Below are 17,420 nucleotides of genomic sequence, written 5' to 3'. Positions count from 1 at the left end.
TCGTTACCCGTTTGCCTTTCGGCGAATCTTACGGTAACGCGGGAGGCAGATAATACGCTTTCCCGCTGAAGAGTCAAGGATTTATTTGTTTTCTTTCGAAGTCAAAATCATTCTTTTCTCTTCCTGACCCGGCGAAGTGTGTTTCGTTGTTCCCGGTCAGTGGAGGCGCATTATAGGGAGTTCCTGACAGGCTGCAACCCCTAATTTGAAAAAACTTTTCAACCGCTGAATCTTTAGTCAAAACGCCGTTAAATTGGTAGTTTTTCCAGCGTTGGGAAGCCATAACTCTGCAAAACGGGTAATAAAGCGTCAGTGTCCGCATTCAATGCCATGCAATACGCAATGTTTTCCGACTGAGAAGAAACGACATTTTCCTGAGAAGAGATAAGCCAGGCGGTACGGCGAGCAATTGCAGCACCGGAATCGACCATTCGGGTACCTTCTGGTAGCACTTGCGCTAACTCTTCAGTTAATAGAGGGAAATGGGTGCAACCTAAAACAATGGTATCTGGCGGTTCACGCATGGCGAGCCACGGATGAAGGATTTTCTTTAATGCTTCCGGCGGCACAGCACCACCATGCAGCTTGGTTTCCGCCAGCTCCACCAGCTCGGATGATCCCAACAACTCAATTTTGCAATCTGTGGCAAAACGTTCAATCAAATCCAAGGTATAAGAAGCATGAACTGTGCCACGGGTGGCCAGTAGGCCGACAACACCATTCCGCGTGAGCCGTACCGCAGGTTTAATCGCCGGAACAACACCGACGACGGGGAAATCAAAACGCTCGCGTAAAGCAGGAAGAGAGACCGTGCTGGCCGTGTTACAGGCGATAACCACAATCGCCAGCGGATGGCGCTGTTGTACCGCAGTGACAATGTCTAATACGCGCTCAACGATAAATTCACCTGACTTCTCCCCATAAGGGAACGCGACGTTATCGAAAGCATATATATAGTGGAGATCCGGCAGTAATTGCCGAATCTCTTGATAAACAGATAGCCCGCCAACACCGGAATCAAAAATCAGTGCTGTCGGGCGAGGAGCAGTATCAGCCTTAGAAGTTATAACTTCCTGTGAGGTAATACTCTCGTCCAGCGGTTTTATAGCCATAAGCCGTTTCGTATTCTTTATCAAACAGGTTAGCAATTCTACCACGAACTGTGAGATGAGAAGTAACCGGATAACCAGCTGAAACGTCTACTATGCTGTAACTCGATAATTCGCGCTGAGTTGAGTTATAAATCGAAGTGATGTTGTCATAGCGTTTACCGTAATATTGATAAGAGACGTCCATATCAAGATTGAACATCGTCCAATCTAACTGATACTTAGCCTGTTGCTTAGAACGGCGAGCTAATACCTCATTATTTAGATCATTACGCGGGTCAATATATTGCAGGGTAACCGCATGCGTAAATATGCCGGTAGTGATGTTCCCCGTCCATTCCACGCCTTTGATGGTCGCAGAATTGACATTGTAGTATTGCCCCTTGACGATTGAATTATCAAAGGAGTAATCAATCAGGTTTTCAATTTTATTGTGATAAGCCGACAAGCGCCAATCAACCGGCCCAGTTACCCCTTCCAGCCCAGCTTCCCATTGGCGGGATTCTTCAGGTTTAAGGTCACTGTTTGAAATGATGTTGAAGCGCTGCGAGCCATATTGTTGACCCAATGAAGGCGCAAGAAAGCCGGTTCCGTAAGATAACGTCACGCGGTAATCCGGAACAAATTCCCAATCCACCGCTGTTTGCCATGTTTCATGCCAGCCAAATTGCTCATCTTTATCCCCACGGCCAGAAGCTTCCAACGTGACATCGCCGAGTTTCTGCTGCCCACTGAGGTATAAACCGGTGTTATCCCGCTTATAAGTATCTGAAATATTTTGGTTAGATGAGGTCAGGCGCTGCTGTTGCCAGTCCAGGCCCGCGCTCAGTGTTCCACTTTCAAAGCTGTAAGTGTTGCCCCATTGCACATTACGCTGATCCATATTATCCAGTGTGGTAGCCACACCATAGCGGCCATATTGGCTGCTAAAGTTATAATCCTTATATTTCTGATAGCTACCGACTAATTGGGAAGAATAAGCTCCCGATGCATAACGCAACCCTGCATCATAAGTATGGTTATATAGCCGCTCTTCATCGCCGCTGTATGAAGGGGACGACAAACTGCCAATATCGTAATCAGTATTGTTGGTATAACCATAACCTCTAACAAAACCGGAAATCTCTTGGTTAAACTGATGTTCCAACCCTGCCCAGAAGTTTTTATTGCGAAAACCATCGCGGTCGTTGTCGATTGGATTGGGTGAGTTAGGTTTGATGTTATAGCCGTTGGTGGTCTGATATCCCCCTGCTAATGTGGCTAAGGTATCGCCAAAACGCTGGCGAACACTGCCATCATATTGCTGGTAGCCCTTGGAACCGACACCGGCATTAATCTGCGCGCCCTCCTGGTCTGTTTGCGTAATCACGTTAATGACGCCACCAATTGCACCCGAACCATAGACTGCAGAGCGCGGCCCACGGATATACTCAATCCGCTGCACCAAGGAAATCGGGATTTGATCGAGATTGACGCTATTAACGATACCGGTGCGAGCCAGTGGGATACCATCAATCAAGATGAGCACATGACGCGCTTCCGTACCACGGATATACATAGAAGAACCCTGACCCAATCCTCCCATTTGGGCAATATCCACACCAGGCAAACGGCGCATGACTTCATTAAGACTTTTTGTCTGCCAGCGCTCGATATCATCGCGAGTGACCACATCGGTAGGTGCCAATACTGTAGAAACCGGTTGTTTAAAACGATTGGCAGTCACCACCATTTCATCTTTATTAGCTGTGTTGTCCTGCGCCCAACCAGAAAACGCCGTCACAGAAAGGGCTGTGAACAGCGTATATTTTTTTATTGTCATTGTATTTTTAATGATCATTTAGGAAAGCATCCAAACTCAAATAGCGGATGCCGCAGTGCCATGGTCGGTATTACGCGACGACCACGAATATTGCGACGTGATACCGGCAGGTCTTCGGGCTTGGGATCTCTACTATACAGAGCGGGCGATGACTTCCCGTCTTTTCGGACAGTGTCTGGTTGAAACCTATCGCCGTAACATCCCCTTACCGCTGCGCGTCAGCTCCGGATTTACACCGGATTCCCTTTTAACTCTTAAGTGTTTAAGTAACAGCTTGAGACCGGACGGCAATGTTATTATTAAGTTAAATGGATGTCTAGACTTCCATTCATGTAACAAATTAATTAAGTGACAAAAACTGGACATCAGAGCTACTTTCCCTACAATCCGCTGCAATAAACCTCTTTTATCATGTCCAGACGAGAAGAAACATGACTCCTGACATCCTGCCGACTGACGGCTACGAGCACCAATTGGCGGAAAAATCTGCCCGTCTTCAGGCGATGATGTCGCCGTTTCAAGCCCCTGAACCGCAAATATTTCGTTCTCCCGCACAGCATTACCGCATGAGAGCCGAGTTCCGCGTTTGGCATGATGAAGACGATTTGTACCACATCATGTTTGACCAACAAACCAAGCAGCGGATTCGGGTTGAGCAATTCCCGGTCGCCAGTTTGTTAATTAATCGTCTGATGAGCGTGCTGATGACTGCCATCAGAGCCGAGCCGATTTTACGGCGCAAACTGTTCCAGATTGATTACTTATCGACTCTGAGCGGCAAGCTGATCGCCTCTTTGCTGTATCACCGTCCATTAGATGAAGAATGGCAGCAGAAAGCGCGGGAACTGCGTGACCAATTGCGTGAGCAAGGCTTTGATCTGCAACTGATTGGGCGGGCGTCAAAAACCAAAATCATGCTGGATCACGACTATATCGACGAAGTGCTGCCGGTTGCCGGCCGTGAGATGATTTATCGTCAGGTTGAGAATAGCTTCACCCAACCTAATGCTGCGGTGAATATTCATATGCTGGAATGGGCGATTGATGTCACCCAACATGCCAGCGGCGATTTATTGGAGCTATATTGCGGCAACGGTAATTTCTCGCTGGCATTGGCACGTAATTTTGAACGCGTATTAGCGACTGAAATCGCCAAACCGTCAGTGGCGGCGGCGCAATACAACATTGCCGCCAATCATATCGACAACGTGCAAATTATCCGTATGTCCGCGGAAGAGTTTACCCAAGCCATGCAAGGTGTGCGTGAATTCAACCGACTGAAAGATATTGATTTAACTAGCTATAACTGCGAAACCATTTTTGTCGACCCACCGCGCAGTGGGTTGGATGATGAAACCGTCAAGTTAGTACAAGCTTATCCGCGCATCCTTTATATCTCTTGTAATCCAGAGACCCTGTGCGCCAATTTGGAACAGCTGCAACATACCCATAAAATCAGCCGATTAGCGCTATTTGATCAATTCCCTTACACCCATCATATGGAATGTGGAGTTTTGTTGGAAAAAAGAGACTGACGAAAAGCAAGAATCGGACACAAACAAAAGGGCAACGCAATGTTGCCCTTTCGATTTAGAGATATTGGTGAACAGAAAAGCTATTGCGGCTGCTGATTATCTGTATCCGTGCCGCTATCAGTATTGATATCTGTCTGCATCGATTTACGTGCTTTCAGTTTGAACAGAATCCAAAACACCAACGCCACACTCAAAATAGAGGGAACAAAGTTAGAGCCGATCGCCGGATGCTCAACCCGCACAATCGCGCTATACACTAGAATACCAAGTAAGAAACACGCACCCGCTAGCACGGGCAGGCCTCGCGGCATGGCAAAATTGAGATAGCGCTGATGCAAACAATAAACCGCCAAAAATAATGCCAGCAGCGGAAAGATTGAAAAAGGAACAAATCCACTGAATAACGCGTTAAATGAGCCGTTTATTGCCAACCCCGTAATCAAGGCCAGCAGCAGCGTACCCGTTTCACGGTGGGGTTGCTTTTCAGAGTGTGGCTGTTTTTCAGAACACGATTCTTCCATCATTTTCCTTACCTTTTCCTTATTAAACGTGGGACACCGCCAGCTTTTCCTGCTCACGACGATACCAATAATAAGCGCCTTTGGAGATCATCCGCAGTTGTAAAACCAAACGTTCTTCTAACTGTCGCCGTTGTTCAATATCCACGTCCAGCGCTTCTGCACCCGCACTGAACACTATTGTGACCATGGCCTCAGCTTGAGCTTCAGTGAAGCTGCGCGGCATGTGGTTTTCCAGCTCGAGGTAATCGGCCAACTCAGCAATAAAATGCTGAATTTCACGCGCAACTGCCGCACGAAATGCAGCGGAAGTCCCAGAACGTTCCCGCAGCAATAAGCGGAATGCATTCGGGTTATTACCGATAAATTCCATAAAAGTTGAAACTGAAGTGCGGATAACGCTGCCGCCCTTAGCAATCCGCTGACGCGCTTGCCGCATAAGTTGGCGCAACATCAGGCCGCTTTCATCGACCATTGTCAGCCCAAGCTCGTCTACATCACGGAAATGCCGGTAAAAAGAAGTCGGTGCAATACCCGCCTCACGGGAGACTTCCCGCAAACTCAGACTGGTAAAACTCCGCTCAGCACTCAGTTGGCTGAATGCCGCTTCGATAAGGGAACGACGAGTCCGTTCTTTTTGTTGTGCTCTGACGCCCATAATCGTACCCAAGGGATATCCAATTTCTCAATCTAAGACATATAGTCAGCAATATACCAAACTTTATAGTAACAACCGTTATACAAACGTATCATCCCAATACGGAATTGCCGTTTTACAGCATACATCACGGTGATTTGCCCATTGTTTATTGGGTTATACTTGGGATGATGTTAATGTGGCGTTGTAATTTTGTATAAAAACAGGTCTCTCCTACATGCAACAGCACTTCCATTTTGATGCCATTGTTATTGGCTCGGGTCCTGGCGGTGAAGGCGCCGCTATGGGGCTGGTCAAGCAAGGCGCCCGCATTGCCGTGATTGAACGGTATAATAATGTGGGCGGGGGCTGCACCCATTGGGGCACTATCCCTTCCAAAGCTTTGCGCCACGCCGTTAGCCGAATTATCGAGTTCAACCAAAACCCACTCTACAGTGACAATGCCAGAACCATCAGCTCTTCTTTTGCTGATATCTTAAACCATGCGGATCGCGTTATTAACCAGCAAACCCGTATGCGCCAAGGTTTTTATGATCGCAATCACTGCCAAATGTTCTCCGGTGATGCCAGCTTCATAGACGCCAATACTATCAATGTGCGTTATGCCGACGGCACCAACGATACACTGCGAGCCGATAATATCGTGATAGCGACGGGCTCACGCCCTTATCGCCCAGCAAACGTGGATTTTACCCACGAACGTATTTACGACAGTGATACCATTTTACAACTCAGCCATGAACCACAGCACGTCATTATTTATGGTGCGGGGGTGATTGGCTGTGAATATGCGTCAATTTTCCGTGGTTTGAGTGTCAAAGTCGACTTAATCAATACCCGCGACCGCCTTTTGGCTTTCCTCGATCAGGAAATGTCAGATGCCCTCTCTTACCACTTCTGGAATAACGGCGTGGTTATTCGCCACAACGAAGAGTTTGAGCAAATTGAAGGCACGGTTGATGGGGTTATTGTCCATTTAAAATCGGGCAAAAAAGTCAAAGCCGACTGCTTGTTATATGCCAATGGCCGCACCGGTAACACCAGTGGTTTGGGCTTGGATAATATTGGGCTAGAAGCAGATAGCCGTGGCTTGTTGAAGGTCAACAGCATGTACCAAACAGCGCTGCCCCATGTGTATGCGGTGGGTGATGTGATTGGCTACCCAAGTCTGGCTTCGGCGGCTTATGACCAAGGGCGAATTGCAGCGCAGGCAATGATCAAAGGTGAGGCGAATACTCACCTGATTGAAGATATTCCGACGGGTATTTACACCATTCCGGAAATCAGTTCGGTAGGTAAAACTGAACAGGACTTGACTGCAATGAAAGTCCCCTACGAGGTCGGCCGGGCGCAATTTAAACACCTCGCGCGGGCGCAAATCGTGGGTATGGATACCGGTAGTTTGAAGATTCTGTTCCATCGCGAAACCAAACAGATCCTTGGCATTCATTGCTTTGGTGAACGTGCGGCGGAAATTATCCACATCGGGCAGGCCATCATGGAACAAAAAGGAGAAGGCAATACTATCGAATATTTCGTTAATACTACCTTCAACTACCCGACCATGGCGGAAGCCTACCGAGTGGCGGCGCTTAATGGATTAAACCGCCTGTTCTAACTTTTGGTTAACAGCCTCTGAACTCATGCGCGGTTGCATGTGTTCACGTATCGCCTCGGCAAGTTGCTCATAGCGTCCACGCAATGGGGAACCGGGGCGGTACACCAACGCAATGGTACGTTTTGGCACGGGTTTGTAGCATTCCAGATAACAAACGCCGTCGCGCTTTCTTTCATTCGGCACTGCCAGTGATGGCAATAGCGTAATTCCGCTGCCCGCAGCAACCATATTACGCAATGTTTCCAAACTGGTGGCGCGGAAATGTGTATCTTCATCAGCACCCGCCTGGAAGCAAAAACCCATCGCCTGATCACGCAAACAGTGACCATCTTCCAGCATCAGTAATTTCTCACCCGCCAGCTCATGCATCTGCACTTTGTCACGATCGGCCCACGGGTGATCAGCATAAATCGCCAATTGCATCGGCTCATCAAACAGTGGAACTTCAATAAAGGCCTCGGTTTCTTTGACCAATGCCAAAATAGCGCAATCGAGTTTGCCGCTATCCAACTGAGCCAGAAGATTTTGGGTTTGCGCTTCGTGCAGATACATTTCCAGTTTCGGGAATGTTTGATGCAACATAGGAATGATTTGCGGCAATAGATATGGCCCAACAGTAGGAATCAGCCCAATATGCAGCGGGCCAGACATACTCTCACCCTGCAAACTGGCCATTTCTTTGAGCACTTTCACTTCCCGTAATACTGTTCTGGCTTGATCCACCAGCAGTAATCCAGCCTGCGTAAACAGCACTTTCCGGCTGGTGCGTTCTAACAACATCACGCCCAGTTCATCTTCCAATTTACGAATCTGACCACTTAATGTGGGCTGACTGACATGACAAGAGTCGGCAGCGCGCCGGAAATGCCTGAATTCAGCCAGCGCCACCAGGTATTCTAAATCACGAATATTCATCGGTGCTCCGCTTTATGATAGCCATTGACGATAGATAAGATAGCAACCAGTGATTAGAACTATCAAGTGATAAAATGAATAATGTGTCCCAACGAAGAGATACCTAGAAAAATTTAAATATTTTATTTTTTAATTAAGGAGTTACAGATGTTCACTAGTCAAGAAGGTAAAAAAATTCCACAAGTGACTTTCCATACCCGTCAGGGCGACCAGTGGGTTGATGTCACTACCGATGAATTGTTCAACAATAAAACTGTCATCGTGTTTTCACTGCCGGGTGCCTTTACCCCGACCTGTTCATCCAGCCATCTGCCGCGTTATAACGAACTGGCCGGTGTGTTTAAACAGCACGGTGTTGATAGCATTCTGTGTGTGTCAGTCAATGATACTTTCGTGATGAATGCTTGGAAAGCCGATCAGCATGCTGAAAATATCACTTTCATTCCTGATGGTAACGGCGAGTTCACCAAAGGCATGGATATGCTGGTTGAGAAAGCGGATCTGGGCTTTGGTCCGCGTTCATGGCGTTACTCCATGCTGGTGCGCAACGGTGTGGTTGAGAAAATGTTTGTCGAACCAAACAAACCGGGCGACCCGTTTGAAGTGTCTGATGCTGACACTATGCTGAAATATCTGGCCCCTGATTTTAAAGTACAGGAATCTGTTTCTGTCTTTACCAAGCCGGGCTGCCCATTCTGCGCCAAAGCAAAACAAATGCTGCAAGACCATGGTATTCAGTATGAAGAAATCGTGCTGGGTAAAGATGCAACGACGGTCAGTCTGAGAGCTGTAACTGGCCGCGGAACTGTGCCACAGGTATTTATCGGCGGTCGCCACATTGGTGGCAGTGATGATTTAGAAAGTTATCTGTCTGCTTAATGACATTAATAAAAATAAAGATATCGTGAATACCCAAAGTCATTGAAGTTGCAGGTCGGCGGCAAGTGAACTCATCCCGTTGAGCTTACTCAAGTAAGTGATTCGGGTGGGTAAGCGTAGCTAACAACCCTGTAGCTTCAAATACGAAGGGTATACTTGGTAGGCTTCGGCCTACCCTTTTTTTCTGTTAGGAATAGACATGAAAACCTTAAACGTTGATGTCGCCGTTATTGGCGGCGGTACTGCCGGGCTTGGCGCTTATCGCGCTGCCAAACTGTCGACCCCAAATGTGGTGATGATTGAAGGTGGCGAATACGGCACCACCTGTGCCCGCGTCGGTTGCATGCCATCCAAACTACTGATTGCCGCGGCTGAAGCTGTGCATCAGATTGAAAAAGCGCCCGGTTTTGGTATCCATCCGCAAGGTAATATCTTGATTAATGGCCGCAAAGTGATGGATCGCGTGAAGCGCGAACGCGACCGTTTTGTTGGTTTTGTGCTGGAAGGTGTCGATAATATTCCAGCAGAGGATAAAATTCAGGGGTACGCCCGTTTTATTGATGACAATACACTGCAAGTAGATGATCACATTGGCCTTTCTTCACAAAAAATCATTGCGCAGCGTATCGTGATTGCTACCGGCTCTCGCCCAACTTGGCCTGCCGCCTGGAATGAGCTGGGTGACCGGCTTATCGTCAATGATGACGTTTTCAACTGGGATGACTTACCCGAATCAGTCGCAGTTTTCGGCCCTGGGGTTATCGGGCTGGAGCTGGGTCAGGCGCTGCATCGGCTTGGTGTTCAAGTTAAAATGTTCGGCGTGGGTGGTGGTGTCGGCCCCCTGACAGACAGTATTGTGCGTAATTACGCAGCAAAAACGCTGGGTGAGGAATTCTATCTCAATCCAGATGTGAAAGTTGAAGTGATGCAGCGCGAAGGGGATAAAGTCTTTATCCGCTATTTGGATGAAGCCGGTTCACCACAAGAAATTATGGTGGATTATGTTTTAGCGGCCACTGGTCGCCGTCCAAATGTTGATAAACTGGGGCTGGAAAATACCTCACTGGAGCTTGATGAGCGCGGTGTACCGTCCGCCGATCGGCTGACAATGCAGACCAGCGTGCCACATATCTTTATCGCCGGGGATGCCAGTAACCAATTGCCATTGTTGCATGAAGCCAGTGATCAGGCCCGCATTGCCGGGGTGAATGCTGCCGGATTCCCTGAAGTAGTGCCGGGTTTACGCCGCAGCGTAATTTCAGTGGTGTTTTCTGATCCACAAATCGCAATGGTTGGCTCTACTTTCCGCGAGCTGTCGCAAAAATTCAGTGCATGCGGTTGTTTTGAAATCGGCGAAGTCTCTTTTGAGAACCAAGGTCGCTCGCGTGTCATGCTGAAAAACAAAGGTATTTTGCGGGTTTATGGCGAACAGGGAACAGGTCGCTTCCTGGGTGCTGAAATGATGGGGCCGAGCGCCGAGCATATTGCACATCTATTAGCGTGGGCACATCAACAGCAAATGACCATCAATCAAATGCTGGATATGCCGTTCTACCATCCCGTTATTGAGGAAGGTTTGCGTACAGCATTACGTGATTTGCAGTCCAAGTTAAAACTGGGCACTGACGAGGCGGAGCGTTGTCTGCGCTGCCCTGGTGAATAATATTTCCACCTAATCTTTTCTCGCTAACTAAACCGGGCTTTATGCCCGGTTTAGGTTACTGACAAACCTTTTTTATAGCTCGGTGATTGACGAGGCGACTGCACCGATGGGCGCTCCCGCGGCACACGCCGCTACGACCCATTCAGCACATTTCCCCGCTTATCAACTTTGTTATTGCTCTAAACGGTTTCAAACGGCCGCCACCATTCACCATTTTTTACTTTTCAGCTCAAAACCAATGGGCATAGCCAATGTTACCTGCCCATTCGATAACAACCCGGCCGGCGGCGGAGGCAATGGTTGGGCGCGTTTAATCACGGCCAATGCTTCTTGATCTAAAGCCGCTGTTCCACTGCTTTTAATGAGTTTAACGGAGAGCACATATCCCTCTTTATTGACCACAAAACGGATAATCGCGTCTCCTTGTTGGCGCTGTTTTTTGGCGCGGAGAGGATAACGTTTAAACCCCGCCAAATGCCCTTGTAAGCGGCTTTTCCAATTCATTTTACTCTTTTGATTATGCGCCGAATCACTGTTCGCGGCCGCCGCAACCTGGTGACTTTCGCCAGACAATAGTGTGCTGGTTGTCACTGCGGGCGTAGAAGGTTTACTTTGATTTTCAGGTAATTGCTCGCTGATAGGTTGGCGCGATGTTATGACTTTTTGTTGTGGTCGTTTTACCTTGGTCGGCTCTTTTTTATCGGTGTCTACCTTTCTTTCAACAACCAACGCAGCATTAGAGTGCTCGGGAGCGGTCAGCACTTGGCTGACATCTTCTGGTTGGTTTTCCAACTGCTCGACTATTGGCTCATTGGTGTTTTGGGTGATCCCCACCACCGAATCTTGCTCTAAGTTTTGGGTAAATTCCGGTTCTGTCGACAAGGCGAGCATCATTGCCACAGGAGAGACCTCTGTTGAGGGCGGGAGCATAAATGTGTGACTCAATAGCCATATCAGAGAGATATGGATGCCGCTGGTAAATAAGATACTTCCCCACCAAAGCATGATACTGCCGCTATCCTGTCGTTTTTTCATAAATTGAATCACTATATTCCTTTATTTTTAATCCGTTACCTCTCAAGAATTACTCTTCAGCAAAGGCGACATGCAGGCGGTCTGTGAGCGGTTTAAACAAATAATTAAGTAATGACCGTTCCCCTGTGCGGATAAAAATATCAACTGACATACCGGGCCGGATTTCTAGCTCAGTTTGCTCAATATCAATAGCGACAGTTAAGGGATAATAAGGCTCTAAAGTCTGAGGATGCTGTATCCGATCCGCACCAACATGCAATACAGAACCTTGTAATCGTGGGGTATTACTTTGATTAAAGGCAGAGAAATTCAGATCTACGGGTAGCCCAATCACCACCTTATCAATTAAGGACACGGGTAGTTGAGCCTCCGCTAATAATGGCTGCCCACTGGGAACCAGCTCCATTAATGTTTGCCCGGTACTGACCACGCCGCCAACAGTATGCTGAGCAAGCGCGATAACCGTGCCACTGACTGGCGCGTAAATACGCGTGTTATCTAACTCATATTCCGCAACCCCCAAACGCAACTCTAACTCTTGAGTGCTTTGCTGCGCTTTGGCCAGTTGCTCGCGATTCTCACTTTTATACTGTTCACGCCGTTGTAAGATATGCTGCTCTGTTTCACCAATTTGCTTGTGAAGCTCCAAGATTTCGCTGGTATTTTTCTCTATATTGGCACGCAGTGAAATCGCCTGTCGCTCCATCTCTAACAGTTGGCTTTGAGAAACATGACCATTTCTCGCTAATAACTGAACCCCCTGTAATTGCTGCTGGAACAAGTCAAATTGTTGCTGGTTATGGCCTCGCATCGTTTGTAATCCATCCAACTGACTCTCGTGACGAGTAATTTGTGCAGATAACCGAGCAATTTCACTCAGTTGAGCTTGGCGGCGATGACGAAAAAGCTGTTGTTGCAAAACAATATTGCGTTCAACTAAAGGCTGCGCGGGGTGCTGGAGCAACATCGGGGGAAAAGTAATTGTCGGCAATTCATGTTGTTCCGCAGTGAGACGGGCTTCCTGAGCGAGGGCGTTCAAATACTGATGCTGTAAGTTATCCCGATGACTACGCATTGCAGTATCATCCAGCGTGATAAGTAACTGCCCTTCTGTGACGTCCTCACCCTCGGCAATATGCAATTGTTGAATACGCCCTCCTTGCAACGGTTGAACCAACTTACGATTTTCCGCGACAACAATATGCCCCATAACAGCAATACCTTTATCCAAGGGTGCCAACCCCGCCCAAAGCAAAGAACCGATGAAACCGCCTATAACCAATAACCCGCCAAGGCTAAGATATCTCCCGCTATTGGTCTGAAGCGGCGGTGGGTTTTGATGCATATTCTTAGCCGAGCTACGACTAGATTCAGGTAACATCGGTGACTTCTCCTTCCGTGGATATATTTAATATCATGATTTTTGTGATGCCGTGCGAGCTGGGACAGCACCATATGAGATACCGCTATTCCAAGACTTTTTACTCGCTGGTGCTTTGACTTCATCTTTAACCGGCGGCTTCTCCTGCCCTTTAATCTGCTGTAAAACGGTTGCAGTACGATCGAACAATTCCACCCGCCCTTTATTGAGCAGCAATAGGTAGTCGCTATCTGACAATAACTCTGGCTTATGGGTGATCATCACAATGGTGCAACCCTGCTGTTTGAGCCGGATAATGCTTTCTAATAAAGCTTTTTCACCTTCTTTATCCAAATTGGCATTTGGCTCATCCAACACAATAAGCCGTGGTACACCATACATTGCCCGTGCTAAAGCAATGCGCTGGCGCTGGCCGCCAGATAATGCCTCACCGCCCTCGCCTAGTTGAGAGTCATATCCGCACGGCAGATGTAAGATTAAATCGTGAACCCCCGCCATCTGAGCCGCCGCGATAACTTTTACTGTGTCAATCGTGCCAAAGCGCGCAATATTTTCAGCAATCGAACCTCGAAATAGCTGAATATCCTGTGGCAGGTAACCAATAAATTGCCCTAGGTGGGCTTTATCCCATTGAGAGATATTCGCGCTATCTAATCGCACCGAACCGCTGAAAGCCGGTTTACATGCGACCAACAGTTTCGCCAAGGTCGATTTGCCACTGCCGGATGGCCCCAAAACACCCAAAATATTACCGGGATGCAATTCAAAGTTGATGGAATATAAAATTGGGATATGTGTGCCCGGCTTACAAACAGTGAGCTGTATTACGCTGAGTTTTCCTATTGGCGCAGACAAAACCATACCTGCGGGTACAGGTGGATGCTCTGCTAATAAATGAGCCAGACGCTGATAAGACAACCGCGCCTGGCTCCATTGTTTCCAAACTGCAATTAACTGGTCAATAGGCCCTAATACCCGGCCGATTAAAATTGAACCAGCAATCATGACTCCCGCCGTAATTGCGCCGTCAATGACCAGTAATGCACCTAGCCCTAGCATCATTGATTGCAAAGCATGGCGACTGGATTTAGATGCCGCAGTCACCTGACTGCTTTTGTCACTGGCAATATTTTGCTGATAAAGAAAATGTGAATGCTGGACTAACCAACGTCTGCGTAATGCATCCAACATTCCCATGGCTTCAATAGCATCTGCATTGCGCAAATTCGCATTGGCTTGCTGTGTTGCTTGTGAAGTTATTGTGGAAGCTTCTTTTAATGACTTTTTACACACCCACTGGTTGAGCCAAGCTAAAAAAATCAACACACAAGCACCGGATGCGGCTAATACACCTAACCAGGGATGGAGGACAAAAATGACCAATAAGTAAAGTGGGAACCAAGGAGCATCAAAAAAGGCAAATAGGGCATTTCCCGTCGCAAACTGACGTAGAGAGGTCAGATCATTTAAAGCTTGTGCTGCCGGTGTTTTATGGCCCACAAGTTGAGATGAAAACGCGGCGTTAAAGACCCGTTGATTAAGTTGCATATCAATCCGAGTCCCAAGCCGAATAACTATCGCGCTGCGAATCCATTCAAGTAAGCCAATAAATACAAATATTCCCAGTACCAAAATAGTGAGCATCAATAATGTCATGGTATTCGCTGACGCCAAAACGCGATCATAAACCTGCAGCATATAAATAGCGGGGGCCAACATTAAAAGATTAATTACTGCGGTAAATAGCCCTATTCCCCAGAGACTCTTCTTATGATGGGCTAAAACAGAAAGGATAGTCAGAGACTCCGAGGAAGTCTCTGGGATTTTATATGATTCCATGGCGTCCATTCCCATACTAAAAGTAGGATTACTGTCTGAGTTAGCGCTGTTTTATTTCTCAAATACAATAATTTAAACCCTTAGTGATACAAATATAACCAGTATCATCCAAGGTATGACGGTAATATTATCAACTCACCAAAAAAATAATTTTTACAATCTTTATTAAGCAGCTAATAATATTTCAACATTAGCGGCGGTCCCGACAGTATCAATTACTGGCGCGTCATTGATAACTTCGCTGGCGGCCTCAAACTGACTGGCAATAGCCATATCTTTAAGCGGTGTATCTACGTCAATACCTTGCGCTTTCAGCTTTTTCAGTATCGGTTCGGCATCGCCTCTTAATAAACTGTATACGCCGAGATCTTTACCACTTAGGCAGTCATGATGAATGTAGGAATGGAGCAACATATAAAATGAACTTTCTATATCATCTGCAATATCTAGTCCGTCAAATTTTAACTTCTCATTCTTAAGTCGATAATATATTTCATGGTCGAGCTGGCCTTTACTTAACTCAATATTAGAAAGAGGCGATATTTTCTCACCAAAATACAAGCTTCCGTTGATGCCCGCAGTGACTTGCTGATTAAATAGATCATCACCTACCATTGATGTGGTTGCTACATACCCAGTGGTTATCGCTACATTATTCTGCTGAGGATTGATTCTTCCATATGCATAGAGACTCCCTGAATCGGCTGGGCTGTATGACCCTAACTGAAAAATATAATCTTCATCTGAGTTATCAGACGGTGCTAGCGTCATATCGCCGAAATAATTAGCCCATTTACGTGTATATGAAGAAATAGACTCATGACTGATTTTTTTATCATATGTGATAGTAACGGCCATAATAATATCCTTTTAATTATGCGGCTAATAATTCTTGTGGCACACCGACAGTTTCAATATCTAATGTATCGACCATAATATCGCTGGCAATATCAAACTGACTGGCGATAGCCATATCTTTAAGCCGAGTGTGCACATCAATGCCTTGTGCTTCCAGCTTCATTAATATGGGTTCTGCATTACCTCTTAGTAAGTTGTATATTCCAAGATCCTCTCCACCTTGATAGTTTTTATCCTCATTCAGTACATAAGATAAAGTATAAATAGAATTAGTTATATCATCTGCAATATCTAATCCGCTGAACTCCAATTGCACTTCCTGAAGTTGCAACTGTTCAAATCCTATACCTTTCAGATCAGATGTAGGGAATAAATTTTCACCTAACTCTAAACTCCCGCTAATATCTGGAATTAAGTGCTGATCGAGTAAATCCTCTATATCTATATTAATCGTTGCTACAAACTCTGTCACTATTGCTGCTTTTTTCTGATCGTAAAGATGGGAGCTGGCCGCAGCAATTTTTCTACCGGAAACTGGAGGGGAGGGTTTAGTGGAGGAGATAATACTGTATTCTATATCTGGTTTAATCAAAACCATATCATCAAATTTAGTTGCCCATTGATGAAGATAGGAAGAAATTGTTTCATTTTTAATTTTTGGTTGATACTTTATTTCCACAGTCATAATAGTATCCTTTCATTTGACCATTAATAATATATAACTCGCCATTGAGTTATATATCTCTACGGAATAAAATAAAGTTACAATGTCTACCGCAAGCGGTATACGCCAAACCAACCAGAGTCGCTCGCGGTGGTTTTGTTTTATTTATCTAAAAATGATATTATCATGATCTTTATTACTATTATGCTGCCATCAATATTTCGGCACTATCATATGAACCGATAGTATCAATAATTGGCGCATCAGCCATCATTTCACTTGTGGTATCCAACTGGCTGGCAATCGCCATATCTTTCAGTGGAGTATTGATATCAACACCTTGGGCTTTGAGGAGTTCCAACATTGAGTCGGCATTGCCTCTCAGCAAATTGTATGTGCCTTGATCGGCCCCATCTTGGTAAGGTTTGCCTGGTTCAGCGTGTATCGCACGAGATAATGAACAGGCTGAATGATAAAAATCACCTTCAATTTCTAAGCCATCGAATCTCAACTGCACTTGTTCAAGTTGTTTAGCGGTATTATCAGTATTAGAAATTAATGACTCACCAAACTCCAAGGATTGAATATAATTATCAATCCCCATTCTTCCATTATCACCCAAGAGCGTCCCACCAATAATTATTGCTTCGCTCTGATAAGGGCTTTTAAAACCAGCAAGAACGATTTCATTATTATCATTAGCGTCGATATCGCTAAAGAAATAATATAGCTCATCAATATTACTGGCCTGAACTAAGTCACCGTAAGCAGTAGCCCACTGCTGGGTATAAGAAGATATGGTGTGGTCTGCGAATTGACTGTGATATTTAATAGTTACTGTCATAATAATATCCTTTTAATTGACAATGAATCTATATCCCATCAATGAGTCATATATATCTACGGGATAAAATTACAGTAACCAC

The 17,420-nt window shown here is 46.1% G+C and carries 15 protein-coding genes and 1 riboswitch; of the genes, 4 read left to right on the top strand and 11 right to left on the bottom strand.

All coding sequences use genetic code 11. The features are described from left to right. Nucleotides 1–248: 248 nt before the first annotated feature. Together murI and btuB are read right to left on the bottom strand one after the other, a co-directional pair. The gene (murI, locus tag DXZ79_RS00735) at nucleotides 249–1,112 is read right to left on the bottom strand and encodes a glutamate racemase (RefSeq protein WP_120010988.1); all 864 of its coding nucleotides are present in this window, start codon (nucleotides 1,110–1,112) and stop codon (nucleotides 249–251) included. After that, nucleotides 1,057–2,949, bottom strand: coding sequence for a TonB-dependent vitamin B12 receptor BtuB (gene btuB, locus DXZ79_RS00730; RefSeq protein WP_072089202.1), 1,893 nt, complete (start codon nucleotides 2,947–2,949; stop codon nucleotides 1,057–1,059). Before btuB ends, murI begins: the two co-directional genes overlap by 56 nt. Before the next feature lie 70 nt (nucleotides 2,950–3,019). Then, nucleotides 3,020–3,231: riboswitch (cobalamin riboswitch) on the bottom strand. Nucleotides 3,232–3,362: 131 nt separating this feature from the next. Here btuB and trmA point away from each other — a divergent pair. Then, nucleotides 3,363–4,466: a tRNA (uridine(54)-C5)-methyltransferase TrmA gene (gene trmA, locus DXZ79_RS00725; RefSeq protein WP_038638075.1), complete on the top strand. Its 1,104-nt coding sequence runs from the start codon at nucleotides 3,363–3,365 to the stop codon at nucleotides 4,464–4,466. Nucleotides 4,467–4,546: 80 nt separating this feature from the next. Here trmA and DXZ79_RS00720 read toward each other — a convergent pair whose 3' ends face one another. After that, on the bottom strand, nucleotides 4,547–4,990 hold the full coding sequence (locus DXZ79_RS00720) for a YijD family membrane protein (protein WP_072089203.1): 444 nt from the start codon (nucleotides 4,988–4,990) through the stop codon (nucleotides 4,547–4,549). A 19-nt stretch (nucleotides 4,991–5,009) separates the two neighbouring features. Next, nucleotides 5,010–5,642, bottom strand: coding sequence for an HTH-type transcriptional repressor FabR (gene fabR / locus DXZ79_RS00715; RefSeq protein WP_038638072.1), 633 nt, complete (start codon nucleotides 5,640–5,642; stop codon nucleotides 5,010–5,012). 217 nt (nucleotides 5,643–5,859) lie between these two features. On the opposite strand from fabR, the gene sthA reads away from it, so the two are divergent. Then, nucleotides 5,860–7,260, top strand: coding sequence for a Si-specific NAD(P)(+) transhydrogenase (sthA, locus tag DXZ79_RS00710; protein ID WP_038638069.1), 1,401 nt, complete (start codon nucleotides 5,860–5,862; stop codon nucleotides 7,258–7,260). On the opposite strand, the gene oxyR is transcribed toward sthA, so the two are convergent. After that, nucleotides 7,243–8,175 (bottom strand): DNA-binding transcriptional regulator OxyR, encoded by a 933-nt coding sequence (gene oxyR / locus DXZ79_RS00705; protein ID WP_038638066.1) that lies wholly within the window; start codon nucleotides 8,173–8,175, stop codon nucleotides 7,243–7,245. The genes sthA and oxyR overlap by 18 nt on opposite strands. A 147-nt stretch (nucleotides 8,176–8,322) precedes the next feature. On the opposite strand from oxyR, the gene DXZ79_RS00700 reads away from it, so the two are divergent. Together DXZ79_RS00700 and DXZ79_RS00695 are read left to right on the top strand one after the other, a co-directional pair. Continuing rightward, on the top strand, nucleotides 8,323–9,054 hold the full coding sequence (locus DXZ79_RS00700; protein ID WP_038638063.1) for a glutathione peroxidase: 732 nt from the start codon (nucleotides 8,323–8,325) through the stop codon (nucleotides 9,052–9,054). 199 nt (nucleotides 9,055–9,253) lie between these two features. After that, nucleotides 9,254–10,717, top strand: a complete 1,464-nt coding sequence (locus DXZ79_RS00695) for a dihydrolipoyl dehydrogenase (RefSeq protein ID WP_120010987.1) — start codon at nucleotides 9,254–9,256, stop codon at nucleotides 10,715–10,717. A gap of 207 nt (nucleotides 10,718–10,924) precedes the next feature. Here the strand turns inward: DXZ79_RS00695 and DXZ79_RS00690 are convergent, their stop codons facing one another. The 6 genes from DXZ79_RS00690 to DXZ79_RS00665 form a co-directional block, all read right to left on the bottom strand. Further along, on the bottom strand, nucleotides 10,925–11,752 hold the full coding sequence (locus tag DXZ79_RS00690) for an energy transducer TonB (RefSeq protein WP_162928709.1): 828 nt from the start codon (nucleotides 11,750–11,752) through the stop codon (nucleotides 10,925–10,927). A gap of 49 nt (nucleotides 11,753–11,801) precedes the next feature. After that, on the bottom strand, nucleotides 11,802–13,133 hold the full coding sequence (locus DXZ79_RS00685) for an HlyD family type I secretion periplasmic adaptor subunit (RefSeq protein ID WP_038638057.1): 1,332 nt from the start codon (nucleotides 13,131–13,133) through the stop codon (nucleotides 11,802–11,804). 33 nt (nucleotides 13,134–13,166) lie between these two features. Beyond that, nucleotides 13,167–14,972 (bottom strand): type I secretion system permease/ATPase, encoded by a 1,806-nt coding sequence (locus tag DXZ79_RS00680; RefSeq protein WP_038638054.1) that lies wholly within the window; start codon nucleotides 14,970–14,972, stop codon nucleotides 13,167–13,169. A gap of 165 nt (nucleotides 14,973–15,137) precedes the next feature. Continuing rightward, a complete protein-coding gene (locus tag DXZ79_RS00675) occupies nucleotides 15,138–15,830 on the bottom strand; it encodes a heme acquisition protein HasA (RefSeq protein WP_038638051.1) in 693 nt (230 codons plus the stop codon). A gap of 16 nt (nucleotides 15,831–15,846) precedes the next feature. Beyond that, entirely contained in the window at nucleotides 15,847–16,515 is a 669-nt protein-coding gene (locus DXZ79_RS00670) for a heme acquisition protein HasA (RefSeq protein WP_038638048.1), read from the bottom strand. Nucleotides 16,516–16,696: 181 nt separating this feature from the next. Continuing rightward, on the bottom strand, nucleotides 16,697–17,338 hold the full coding sequence (locus tag DXZ79_RS00665; RefSeq protein WP_038638045.1) for a heme acquisition protein HasA: 642 nt from the start codon (nucleotides 17,336–17,338) through the stop codon (nucleotides 16,697–16,699). Nucleotides 17,339–17,420 lie beyond the last annotated feature (82 nt).

It is taken from the genome of Yersinia rochesterensis, assembly GCF_003600645.1.
In the GTDB taxonomy this organism is placed as follows: domain Bacteria; phylum Pseudomonadota; class Gammaproteobacteria; order Enterobacterales; family Enterobacteriaceae; genus Yersinia; species Yersinia rochesterensis.
Note: the sequence above shows the minus strand (reverse complement) of the source record. Positions and strands in the feature narration are given on the sequence as shown.